9 protein-coding genes and 2 pseudogenes are annotated in these 11413 nt (G+C 63.9%); 9 read left to right on the top strand and 2 right to left on the bottom strand.

The window, feature by feature from the left end:
• The first annotated feature begins 1 nt into the window (after position 1).
• The 3 genes from CAY82_RS21765 (at position 2) to CAY82_RS21755 (ending at position 3695) form a co-directional block, all read left to right on the top strand.
• Positions 2-493 carry a sorbitol dehydrogenase gene (locus CAY82_RS21765; protein ID WP_087503010.1) on the top strand — a complete coding sequence of 164 codons (492 nt, stop codon included), beginning with the start codon at positions 2-4 and terminating at the stop codon, positions 491-493.
• Positions 490-2748, top strand: coding sequence for a GMC oxidoreductase (locus CAY82_RS21760; RefSeq protein ID WP_087503009.1), 2259 nt, complete (start codon positions 490-492; stop codon positions 2746-2748). The genes CAY82_RS21765 and CAY82_RS21760 overlap by 4 nt, the downstream gene beginning before the upstream one ends.
• A 320-nt stretch (positions 2749-3068) precedes the next feature.
• Positions 3069-3695, top strand: a complete 627-nt coding sequence (locus CAY82_RS21755; RefSeq protein ID WP_170931116.1) for a LysE family translocator — start codon at positions 3069-3071, stop codon at positions 3693-3695.
• Between the two features lie 47 nt (positions 3696-3742).
• Here the strand turns inward: CAY82_RS21755 and CAY82_RS21750 are convergent, their stop codons facing one another.
• Positions 3743-4051, bottom strand: coding sequence for a chorismate mutase (locus CAY82_RS21750; RefSeq protein WP_087503008.1), 309 nt, complete (start codon positions 4049-4051; stop codon positions 3743-3745).
• 308 nt (positions 4052-4359) lie between these two features.
• Positions 4360-4728 (bottom strand): annotated as a pseudogene (locus CAY82_RS21745) (nucleotidyltransferase family protein); the annotation flags it as partial.
• A 296-nt stretch (positions 4729-5024) separates the two neighbouring features.
• Here CAY82_RS21745 and CAY82_RS27220 point away from each other — a divergent pair.
• From CAY82_RS27220 to CAY82_RS21720, 6 genes and pseudogenes are all read left to right on the top strand, one after another.
• Positions 5025-5099: pseudogene (locus CAY82_RS27220) on the top strand (DUF3077 domain-containing protein); the annotation flags it as partial.
• A 117-nt stretch (positions 5100-5216) separates the two neighbouring features.
• Complete coding sequence (locus tag CAY82_RS21740; protein WP_087503006.1) at positions 5217-5792, top strand: hypothetical protein; 576 nt, start codon at positions 5217-5219, stop codon at positions 5790-5792.
• A gap of 462 nt (positions 5793-6254) precedes the next feature.
• Complete coding sequence (locus tag CAY82_RS21735) at positions 6255-6737, top strand: formate dehydrogenase subunit gamma (protein WP_087503034.1); 483 nt, start codon at positions 6255-6257, stop codon at positions 6735-6737.
• On the top strand, positions 6731-8299 hold the full coding sequence (locus tag CAY82_RS21730; RefSeq protein WP_087503005.1) for an NADH-quinone oxidoreductase subunit NuoF: 1569 nt from the start codon (positions 6731-6733) through the stop codon (positions 8297-8299). Before CAY82_RS21735 ends, CAY82_RS21730 begins: the two co-directional genes overlap by 7 nt.
• Positions 8296-11187 carry a formate dehydrogenase subunit alpha gene (gene fdhF / locus CAY82_RS21725; RefSeq protein ID WP_087503004.1) on the top strand — a complete coding sequence of 964 codons (2892 nt, stop codon included), beginning with the start codon at positions 8296-8298 and terminating at the stop codon, positions 11185-11187. The genes CAY82_RS21730 and fdhF overlap by 4 nt, the downstream gene beginning before the upstream one ends.
• Positions 11184-11387 (top strand): formate dehydrogenase subunit delta, encoded by a 204-nt coding sequence (locus tag CAY82_RS21720; protein WP_087503003.1) that lies wholly within the window; start codon positions 11184-11186, stop codon positions 11385-11387. Before fdhF ends, CAY82_RS21720 begins: the two co-directional genes overlap by 4 nt.
• Positions 11388-11413 lie beyond the last annotated feature (26 nt).

Below are 11413 nucleotides of genomic sequence, written 5' to 3'. Positions count from 1 at the left end.
CATGAGCGACCCAAACCTGCAGAACTTCATCGACCTGTCCGCTGCACTCACTGGTCTGTCAGCCGACCTGCTGGCACCCTCCGTTGACCCGATCAACCTGCCGCCGCTGTTCTTCGCCACTGCCCAGCATGGCATGGGTACCGCAGCGTTCAGCAACCTGCTGGAGCTGTATGCCAGCATCAGGAGTCAAACGCCTGAGCAAATCGCCAGCGCCGTGCTCGGCAACTCGGACCCGCAGATCGCCCAGGGCGCCCGCTCGATTATGAAGCTGTGGCTGCTTGGCAGCTGGTACCAGCCGTATGACCAAGGCAGCAAGCACAAGGGTGATACCAGTGTGGTTTCCGACCAGGCCTACAAGGAGAGTTGGGCGTGGAAGATCGCCCAATCCCACCCCATGGGCTACAGCCAGTACCACTTCGGCTACTGGGCTGAACAGCCACCGACCCTCAAGCAATTCACCGGTGTCGACGCCAAGGAAGGGCTGCAGCCATGAGCAATGTACAAACACAGAGTATCGAAACCGCCGATGTGATCGTGGTGGGCGCCGGCATGGCCGGCAGTGTCATGGCCTACCAGTTGGGCCTGGCCGGCTTGAAAGTACTGGTGCTCGAGTCGGGCCCGGCCATTCCGCCGAATCGCAGCGAGTACCTGGAGCGCTTCTACACCGCGGTGCTCAAGTCGCCCGAGTCGCCGTACCCACCTGAGCAGAGCGAGCAGACTCCGGCCACACAGTTCGCGCCACGGGCGACCATCCAGGACCTGATCACCGCCGGCAGCACAGACCCGAACAAGGCGCAGAAGAGCTACCTGGTACAGAAGGGGCCGCAACTGTTCGCCAGCACCTACGAGCGGGTTGGCGGCGGCACCATGTGGCACTGGATGGGCACGGCCCTGCGTCTGCTGCCAAACGACTTCCGCATGCGCACTGCGTACAACGTCGGGGTCGACTGGCCGATCAGCTACGACGACCTGCAGACCGCTTACTGCCGCGCCGAGGAGGAAATGGGCGTGTCCGCCGATGTTACCTCGCAGACCTACCTGGGCGTGACCTTCCCGCAGGGCTATGAATACAGCATGCACGGCATCCCGCCGTCGCTGGTCGACCAAGGCCTGGGCAAGAACGTCACGGGCACGGTGTACCAGAGCCCGGAGAAGGCGCCGGACGGCAAGCCCTACCCAGGTGTCACCCTCAACGTCCGGCAGACCCCGGCTGGGCGCAACTCGCAGAGCGATAACGGCCGCCGGGTATGCGCTGGAAACACCAGCTGCACGCCCATCTGCCCGATCCAGGCCAAGTACGACGCCACCGTGACCATGGCCAAGGCACTGGATACCGGCAACGTGCGCATCCTCTACCAGGCCGTGGCGAGCCAGGTGCAGGTCGATGCCAATGGGGTCACGGGTATTGACTTCATCCAGTATCAGAACAATGGCACACGCCAGAACGGCACGGCCCAGGGCAAGCGCTACGTGATCGCCGCCCACGCGATCGAAACACCGAAGCTGCTGCTCAACTCCATCGGCCCTAACAGCCCTAAAGGGGTCGCCAACAGCAGCGGCCAGGTCGGCCAGGCGTTGGCCGACCACCCGGTGTACCTGGCCTGGGGCCTGATGCCCGAAGGCAAGCCGCTGTTCCCGTTCCGCGGGCCGTTGTCCACCTCGGGGATCGAGGACATGCGCGATGGCCCGTTCCGCAGCCAGCGTGCCGCCTGGCGTATCGAGATCGGCAACGAGGGTTGGAACTGGTCGGTGAACGACCCCTACACCTCGGTCTGCGATTTCATCGACGGCACCAACAACGGCGGCGCTAACCCCAACAAGCTGGCGTTGTCCGGCAAGGCGCTGGTGCAGCAGCTCAACAGCGTGCTGACCCGCCAGTTCCGTCTGGGCTTCTTGATCGAGCAGGTGGAGAAAGACCCCGACAATGCACTGTGCCGGGTGGAGAGGAGCACGGAGTTCACAGACGGCTTGGGCCTGCCTCGGCCTCAGATCACCTACGAACTGTCCGACTACACCAAGGAGGGCTTCAAACAGGCGCGCCTGGCCGCCACGCATATCATTACCGAGCTAATGGGCGCCACCGAGCTGACCGACCTGAACCCTAAGCTTGAGCCCGGCTCGCAAACGGTGTTCGAGTACGACGGCCAGAACTACGCGTTCTTCGGCGCTGGCCACTTGATGGGTACCTACCGCATGGGTTCGGACCGCACCAAGTCGGTGGTGGACAAGGACCAGCGCAGCTGGGACCACCCCAACCTGTTCCTTGTCGGCGACGGCGTGTTCCCCACCACCGGCACCGCCAACCCGACCTTGACCATCACCGCGCTGACCTTCCAGGCCGCCGACGTGGTGGCCAGCGACCTGCTCAAGCGCACGGTGCAGGTGCAGGCCAACCGGGCATGGCAGGGCACGGGCATGCAGGTCAATGGTCAGAGCTGGCAGTTGGCGGTATGTACGGGCGGGCAGTGGACGGCCAACCCGACCACCGGCATGGTTGGCGCGCAGGGCAACCCAGCGTTTACTGCCAAGCCGGGCTACACCCTGCCGGGGCAGAACGAAGGGGCGTTGATCGGGCGTATCGGCAGCAACGGCGTGCCGTTCCTGGTGGGTAACCAGGTGCAATTGCCGCGTGGCCAGCAGGGTGAGTTGCAGCTGTGCATCAATGACGACCTGGCCGGGCGCTATGGCGCTGGCCTGAGCGATAACCTGGGAAGCCTGTCGGTGGAGGTGCGTTTCGGGGCAGTGTAGGGGCGGTCATACCAACCCTACAATGCTCCGGCAATGCCTCAGTATTGTGGGGTTGCTCTCTCAGCCTATCGGGAGAAACCAGAACCGCGTCGGCTGAATGCTTCTGGCCGATAATAATCATCCGCGAAGGATTGCAATGGGGCGATGGCAGCCGGTCACGGATGACCGCATTCGACCCATAGCGGAGATCACGCTCATTGCTGACTCGGGCGACTAAGCAGGGCCACGCTCATCAGAGGCAACAATCCTTGAGCTGCCGCCTTGCTATTGGCACATCCCACCGTCAGGATGGGTGCTTCATCAGGCTTAAGGAGAGAGCCGTGTTTCCCATGAATGTGTGGTTCGCCTATACCGCCGCCTGCGTGCTGTTGGTTCTGGCGCCGGGCCCTGACAACCTGTTGGCCATTGGTCGTGGTCTCAGCCAGGGAAAAGTCGCAGCGGCCGTATCTGGCATGGCTTCAGGCGCAGGCATTCTATTTCACGTTGCAGCCGCATCGTTAGGGTTGACCCTACTAATGCAAACCTCGGTGCTCGCATTCTGGGTGATCAAACTCATGGGTGCCGGCTATCTGCTGTGGCTCGGGATCAAGGTCTTGCGCGCTCGCAGCCTGATAAGCTTCCAGCCGGCGTCCAGGCAATCGTTACCCAGCATTTTTCTGACCGGTCTGCTTTCGGCTGCGCTCAATCCGAAGCCAGGCTTCTTTGTGTTGGCATTCATTCCCCAGTTCGTCGATCCGGTACGCGGGTCGGTTAGCGTGCAGATGATGGTTTACGGAGTGTGGTTCGCTGTACTCACAGCCTTGGGGTTTGCCCTGATGGGCGTTTTTGCCACGGTGCTGTCTCGCTACCTGTACCAGCGGCCACGGCTGGTGAATGGGCTGAACATGGGCGCAGGCCTCACCTTCGTCGCGTCTGGCGTTTCGATTGCGGCGTTGAGCCAGAGATAGTGGTGGGAGACGGCGGCGGGGCTGCGGATGAGCCCCACGTAGTCATATCAAGATGCTGAAGGATCGTTGGCCAGCTTCGCATGGGTGGCCAGTTCTTCAGCGATGAAGGCAGAGATCATCGCCCGGTAGACCTGTTCCACGACCTCAGCCGATGCACCGGTTTCGTCAGCCATTTCACGAACCTTCCTGATCACTTGCTCGACCCGTGCAGGCGCACGTACATCATCGGTGGTTTTCTTGAAGCCTGCCGCTTGCGTCACGAGCCTTCCGCGTTTGGCGAGCAGAGAAACGAGGCTTCGGTCAATTTCATCGATCCCTTGGCGGACTTCGTCCAGAGAGGCGCAACGAGCATCCATTTGCGTGACTTCCTTTTCATGAGCCTGCGATTGATTGGGGCAGGCAGTTGCTGGTGGTTTGGGCATGGATTGTAGCTTCTGGTGGGCTTCTGCTATAGGTCGAAAGCAGCCTTTGGAACTGATCGCTCGTTCTGAATCGCCTTGGCCGTTCGTTGCGCTATTGCTGCTGGCTGATTCTCCACTGCGTCGTCCAGATAGTCTTCTACTGCCAGCACAGCGGCCACGGGGGGGCAGCGCCCCCTCTGCTGTTGGCGGTACGCCTCGATTGCAGCACTGCGCAGTTGCGCGATGGGGTCCTATGCGCACGTTCACTCAACCAAGGCAAGCCACGGCCAACGTGCCTGGTAGCTGGCAGCTTTCTCCCTGAACAAGCCTGGCCGAGGGTTCAGCTCGTTCATCCTGAGCAGGTCGTTCTGCAGGTCGTCCAGGCCATGCGTGCTGTAAAGCTCGCCAGTGCCCACATCGCCCCCCAGGCAGGTCGACCGGATCAGATACCGGTCGATGCCATCCGTGACCTTGTTCAATGGTGAATAGGTGCCGCCGAACTTCGCTTCGTACCCTATGTGAATGCGGGCCTGATTGCGCACTTCCACGTTGACACCCAGGTGCGAGCACGCCTGATTAACCCGGGCGATGACACGGTCCTCTGCCTCCCAGGACAAGTCGGCGTCGAAATAGGTAGAAAACTGAATCGCAAGCGGTCCGCGTACCCTGTGAGGCTTTAGCCGCGAAGAATCCAACGCGGTGCATGGCACCGGCTAGGCCGGTGTTCGCGGGTAAACCCGCTTCCACAGGTTTCCTGCTAACGCAATGAGTCTTTGCAAGCCTGGGGAAGTATCGAAAGCGTGCTCATCATCAAGCCGTTGGTCTGTGCCAATGGTTGTGCTTAATGGTGGCTGCATACGGGTGACCTTCGGGTCAGCCGGGGTTTTCTCGATCTTCCCCGGTCTTGCAGGCCCCGGTGCTGGTCTGAGCTTCGCACTTTCTCTGCGACATGGCCAAGGCGCTGATGGATGACGCCCACATGGGTATGCGCAAGAACCGATAGCCATGGGCGGCGATGTTGGCCCCCTGGCACTGCCAGGGTGGGCTTGGCACCCTGCCAGTATTGTCTGATTGGCATGTAGGGGTTAGGTTGCAAGGCTAATTTCAAGGAAGATGACCGATGAAACGGACCCTACCGCTGGTATTCGCCTGCACGCTTTTCCCCCTGCAAGCCTGGTCGGCGCTGGAAGTCGGCCAGTTCACCCTGGGCATGCCCAAGCCCCAGGCTATGGCCATTCTGCAGCAGCAGTTCGGCGAGGTTGAGCATTTCACCGGCTATCACTACCAAGTGCCCACCGAGTTCTTTCAGGGGCGCAACCCAAAGGGCAATTACAACCTGGGCGGTATTGCCATCACGCAAGTGAAGGCGTCGTTCAACGAAGCCGACCAGCTTCGCCAGGTGGAGGTGCGGCTGGCCAGCACCGACGAGGCGCGGGTCCAGCAACTGTTGCCGATGACCAGGCAGGCCAAGCCTGTGCCGAATAGCGGTGGACGGCTCGAGGCGTTTTCCGCAGACGGTGAGCTGGTGTACTGGGTGTCCAAGGACTGGGACTGGACGGTGGTGACCATTGCCGACAAGGCCAGCTCGGACCAGAACATCAAGGCGCGGGCCAAGAGTGATGAGCGCTTTACCCAGCTGAACCGCAAGTTCGACAAGCTGATCGAGACGGCCAAGGCAGTGGAAGGCAAGCACTGATCGACAAAGCCGTGCAGCCTTGAAGCCTTGCGCATACCATGCATTCATGGGGCTGCACATAACTCATTGAATTGGCAGGGACCCTGTGGGAGCGGCTTTAGCCGCGAACACCGGCGTAGCCGGTGCCATGCACCGCGTTGGATTCTTCGCGGCTAAAGCCGCTCCCACAGGTTACGCGGGCCGCTTGCGAATTCAGTTCTCAGCGACAGCGCAGCAGAGTAAGGCCAGAAACAGCCCGCGTCGGTTTCAGGATGCGCCTGGTCGTTCGCACACAACCCCTCGACGCCACAAGTGCCATGCTTGCAGGATGCCTTCGTACCAGCGCGCGCAGACGTGCGGCCGTAGGCAAGGAGGCCGCTGGCACCACGCAACCGTGACGTGGCCGGCGCGCCGCAGCAGAACACGCCGGATACCTGCCCTCACAACAATTCAGGCAGGGTCCGTGATGCCGAGGTCCGCTGTATGCCTGATGAAACGCTCCACCTGCCTGTGATCCACCGCATTCTGGCCCGTGACAAGGACACCCCCGGCGCCCTTTTGCCGATCCTGCATGCCATCCAGCACGACATCGGCTACATCCCCGATGCCGCTGTCGCCGAAACTGCCCATGCCCTGAACCTCAGCCTGGCCGAGGTGCGCGGGGTAATCAGCTTCTACCACGATTTCCGCACCACGCCACCGGCGCGCCACACCCTGCGCCTGTGCCGCGCCGAGTCGTGCCAGAGCCGGGGCGCCGAGGCGCTGGCCGCGCAACTGCGCGAACAGCTGGCGCTGGACGACCACGGCACCAGCGCCGACGGCGCCATCAGCCTGCGCCCGGTGTACTGCCTGGGTGCCTGTGCCTGCTCGCCAGCGCTGGAACTGGATGGCCAGGTGCATGCGCGCCTTACCCCTGAGCGCCTGCGCGCACTGGTCAACGCCTGCCGGGAGGACGCAGCATGCTGAAGCTGTATATACCCTGCGATTCGGTCGCCCGTGCCGTGGGCGCCGACCAGGTCGCCGATGCCTTGCAGCGTGAGGCCGAGCGCCGCCAGCTGCCGCTGGACATTCAGCGCACCAGCTCCCGTGGGTTGTACTGGCTCGAGCCGCTGCTGGAGTGCGACAGCGCGCAAGGGCGCCTGGGTTTCGGCCCGGTCACCCCGGAAGACGTGCCGTCCTTGCTCGACGCCTTGACCGGCGAGCCCGGTGAACCCGGCGGCCACTCGCTGGCCCTGGGGCCGGTCGAGGACATCCCCTACCTCAAGACCCAGCAGCGCCTGCTGTTCGCCCGCGCCGGCATCACCCGCCCATTGTCGCTGGACGACTACCGTGCCCATGGCGGTTTCGCCGGCCTTGAAGCGGCCGTGGCCCTGGAGGGTGCCGAGGTGGTCGCCGCCGTGCTCGATTCCGGCTTGCGCGGCCGCGGCGGTGCGGCGTTCCCGGCCGGCATCAAATGGCGCACCGTGCGTGACGCCGGGGCAGGGCAGAAGTACGTGGTGTGCAACGCCGATGAAGGCGACTCCGGTACCTTCGCCGACCGCATGCTGATGGAAGGCGACCCGTTCCTGCTGATCGAAGGCATGATCATTGCCGGCCTCGCCGTGGGTGCCGACAAGGGCTACATCTATGTGCGCTCGGAATACCCCGACGCCATCCGCGTGCTCGACCAGGCCCTCGCCATCGCCCGTGACGCCGGCTACCTCGGCAGCGACGTGGCCGGCTGCGGCCAGGCCTTCGACCTGGAAGTGCGGGTCGGCGCCGGCGCCTATATCTGCGGCGAAGAAACCGCGCTGCTCGAATCCATCGAAGGCAAGCGCGGCATCGTCCGCGCCAAGCCACCGCTGCCCGCGCTGCAGGGGCTGTTCGGCTTGCCGACACTGGTGCACAACGTGCTCACCCTGGCCTCGGTACCCATCATCATGGCCAAGGGCGCGGCGTTCTATCGCGACTTCGGCATGGGCCGCTCGCTGGGCACCATGCCGTTCCAGCTGGCTGGCAACATCCGCCAGGGCGGCCTGGTGGAACGCGCCTTTGGCCTGACCCTGCGCGAGCTGGTGGAAGGCTATGGCGGCGGCACGGCCAGTGGCCGGCCGCTGAAGGCCGCGCAGGTTGGTGGTCCGCTCGGTGCCTGGGTACCGCCCAGCCACTTCGACACGCCGCTGGACTATGAAGCCTTCGCCGCCATGGGGGCGATGCTCGGCCATGGTGGTGTGGTAGTGGCCGACGACACCCTTAACATGGCCAGCATGGCGCGCTTCGCCTTGCAGTTCTGTGCCGAAGAGTCCTGCGGCAAGTGCACCCCGTGCCGCATCGGCTCGACCCGGGGCATGGAAGTGGTCGACCGGCTGATCGCCACCAGCGACATGACCGAGCGGCATGACCAGGCCCTGTTGTTGCGTGACCTGTGCGACACCATGCAATACGGCTCGCTGTGTGCCATGGGCGGCATGACCGCTTATCCGGTGGCCAGCGCCCTGAAGTACTTCCCCGCCGATTTCGGGCTGACCCCTACGGAGGCCGCACAGTGATCAATTTCTTCGACCCCGCTTCTGATAAAAGCAGCGACCTCGGCACCCCGGCCCGTGACAGCGAGGTACAGGTCAGCCTGAGCATCGATGGCCGTGCCATCACTGTGCCCGCCGGTACCTCGGTGATGCGTGCTGCAGCCATGCTCGGGACCAGCATCCCCAAACTGTGCGCCACCGACAGCCTCGAAGCCTTCGGCTCGTGTCGCATGTGCATGGTGGAAATCGAAGGCATGCGCGGCTACCCGGCCTCCTGCACCACCCCGGTCAGCGAAGGCATGGTGGTGCATACCGAAACGCCGCGCCTGGCCGGCCTGCGCCGCAACGTGATGGAGCTTTACATCTCTGACCACCCGCTGGACTGCCTGACCTGTTCGGCCAACGGCAACTGCGAGCTGCAGACCGTGGCCGGCCAGGTGGGCCTGCGCGAGGTGCGCTACGGCTACGACGGCGCCAACCACCTGACCGAGAAAAAGGACGTATCCAACCCGTATTTTGACTACGAGCCGAGCAAGTGCATCGTCTGCAGCCGATGCGTGCGCGCCTGCGAGGACATCCAGGGCACCTTCGCCCTGACCATTACCGGGCGCGGCTTCGAGTCGCGGGTGGCGGCGGCGGGCGGTGAAAACTTCCTCGCCTCCGAGTGCGTGTCGTGCGGTGCCTGCGTGCAGGCCTGCCCGACCGCGACCCTGACCGAAAAGAGCCTGGTGCAGCTGGGCCAGCCAGAGCGTGCGGTCATCACCACCTGCGCCTATTGCGGCGTGGGCTGCTCGTTCCGCGCCGAAATGAAGGGCGACCAGCTGGTGCGCATGGTCCCAGACAAGAACGGTGGCGCCAACCACGGCCACGCCTGCGTCAAGGGCCGCTTCGCCTGGGGCTACGCCACCCACCCGGACCGCATCACCAAGCCGATGATCCGCAAGCGCCTGGAAGATCCGTGGCAGGAAGTCAGCTGGGACGAGGCGGTGACCTATGCCGCCAGCGAGTTCCGCCGCATCCAGCTCAAGTACGGTCGCGATTCCATCGGCGGCATCACTTCCAGCCGCTGTACCAACGAAGAAGCCTACCTGGTGCAGAAACTGGTGCGCACGGCGTTCGGCAACAACAACGTCGACACCTGCGCACGGGTATGCCATTCGCCCACCGGCTATGGCCTGAAGCAGACCCTGGGTGAGTCGGCCGGTACGCAAAGCTTCGACTCGGTGATGCAGGCCGACGTGGTGCTGGTGATCGGCGCCAACCCCACCGATGCTCACCCGGTATTCGGTTCGCAGCTCAAGCGCCGCCTGCGCCAGGGCGCGCGGCTGATCGTGATCGACCCCCGGCGCATCGACCTGGTCGACTCGCCGCACGCCCGCGCCGAGTTGCACCTGCAACTGCGCCCGGGCACCAACGTGGCCATGCTCAACGCGCTGGCCCACGTGATTGTCACTGAAGGCTTGCTGGCCCAGCGTTTCATCGATGCCCGTTGCGAAACCGCGGATTTCGCCCGCTGGCGCGACTTCGTCAGCCAGGCGGAAAACGCCCCCGAAGTGCTTGGCCCTGTCTGTGGCGTACCTGCCGAGCAGATCCGCGCCGCCGCCCGCCTGTATGCCACCGGCGGCAACGCGGCGATCTACTACGGCCTGGGCGTGACCGAGCATAGCCAGGGCAGTACCGCGGTGATGGGCATCGCCAACCTGGCCATGGCCACCGGCAACATCGGCCGTGAAGGGGTAGGGGTGAACCCGCTGCGCGGGCAGAACAACGTGCAAGGCTCGTGCGACATGGGGTCGTTCCCCCACGAACTGCCCGGCTACCGGCACATTTCCAACGAAGTTGTGCGCGCCGAGTTCGAGCGCGCCTGGGGCGTGACCCTGCAGCCGGACCCAGGCCTGCGCATCCCCAACATGTTCGAGGCGGCGCTGGACGGCAGCTTCAAGGCTCTGTACTGCCAGGGCGAAGACATTGCCCAGAGCGACCCCAACACCCAGCACGTCACCGCGGCCCTGCTGGCCATGGAGTGCGTGGTGGTGCAAGACATCTTCCTCAACGAAACGGCCAAGTTCGCCCATGTGTTCCTGCCGGGCAGCTCGTTCCTGGAGAAGGACGGCACTTTCACCAATGCCGAGCGGCGCATTTCGCGGGTGCGCAAGGTCATGGAACCGCTGGCCGGCAAGGCCGACTGGGAGGCGACCGTGGCCCTGGCCAATGCCCTGGGCTACCCGATGAACTACCGCCACCCGTCCGAGATCATGGACGAGATCGCCCGCCTGACGCCCACATTCCACCGCGTCAGCTATGCCGAGATCGACCGCCACGGCAGCCTGCAGTGGCCGTGCAACGACGCCGCGCCGGATGGCACGCCGACCATGCATATCGACCAGTTCGTGCGCGGCAAGGGGCGCTTTATGCTCACCGGCTACGTGCCCACCGACGAGAAGGTCAACACCCGCTACCCGCTGCTGCTGACCACCGGGCGCATCCTCAGCCAGTACAACGTCGGCGCCCAGACCCGGCGCACCGGCAACGTCGCCTGGCATGACGCCGACCGCCTGGAAATCCACCCGACCGACGCCGAAAGCCGTGGCATCCAGGATGGCGACTGGGTCGGCATCGGCAGCCGCGCCGGGCAGACGGTGTTGCGCGCCAAAGTAAGCACGCGGGTGGCGCCGGGGGTGGTGTACACCACGTTCCACTTCCCCGAGTCTGGGGCCAACGTGATTACCACCGACAACTCTGACTGGGCTACCAACTGCCCCGAGTACAAGGTGACCGCGGTGGAGGTGGTGAAGGTGTTCCAGCCTTCGCAGTGGCAGAAGCGCTATCAGGACTTCAGTGATGAACAGCGGCGGCTGCTGAAGGAGCGCCGTAAAGCGGAGAAGACGGAGAAAGCCGAGGTGCGCCGATGAGCACCGAAAACCTGGTCAAGATGGCCAACCAGATTGCCCATTACTTCGACAGCGAGCCAGACCGGGCGCTGGCGGTGCAAGGGGTACGGCAGCATCTGCAGAACTTCTGGACGCCGGCAATGCGCCAGCAGCTGGCGCAATGGGCCGAGGCCAATGCAGGGGAGGGCCTGGACCCGAAGGTGCGGGAGGCGTTGGTCTAGAGAATTCCGGTAAGAAAACCTTGTGG

It is taken from the genome of Pseudomonas sp. SID14000 (assembly GCF_002165135.1).
In the GTDB taxonomy this organism is placed as follows: Bacteria; Pseudomonadota; Gammaproteobacteria; order Pseudomonadales; family Pseudomonadaceae; genus Aquipseudomonas.
Note: the sequence above shows the minus strand (reverse complement) of the source record. Positions and strands in the feature narration are given on the sequence as shown.

Coding starts and splice junctions, on each gene's coding strand:
- CAY82_RS21730 (WP_087503005.1), top strand. CDS start 6,731: ATGCTGAAGCTGTATATACCCTGCGATTCGGTCGCCCGTGCCGTGGGC.
- CAY82_RS21735 (WP_087503034.1), top strand. CDS start 6,255: ATGCCTGATGAAACGCTCCACCTGCCTGTGATCCACCGCATTCTGGCC.
- CAY82_RS21765 (WP_087503010.1), top strand. CDS start 2: ATGAGCGACCCAAACCTGCAGAACTTCATCGACCTGTCCGCTGCACTC.
- CAY82_RS21740 (WP_087503006.1), top strand. CDS start 5,217: ATGAAACGGACCCTACCGCTGGTATTCGCCTGCACGCTTTTCCCCCTG.
- CAY82_RS21720 (WP_087503003.1), top strand. CDS start 11,184: ATGAGCACCGAAAACCTGGTCAAGATGGCCAACCAGATTGCCCATTAC.
- CAY82_RS21750 (WP_087503008.1), bottom strand. CDS start 4,051: ATGGATGCTCGTTGCGCCTCTCTGGACGAAGTCCGCCAAGGGATCGAT.
- CAY82_RS21760 (WP_087503009.1), top strand. CDS start 490: ATGAGCAATGTACAAACACAGAGTATCGAAACCGCCGATGTGATCGTG.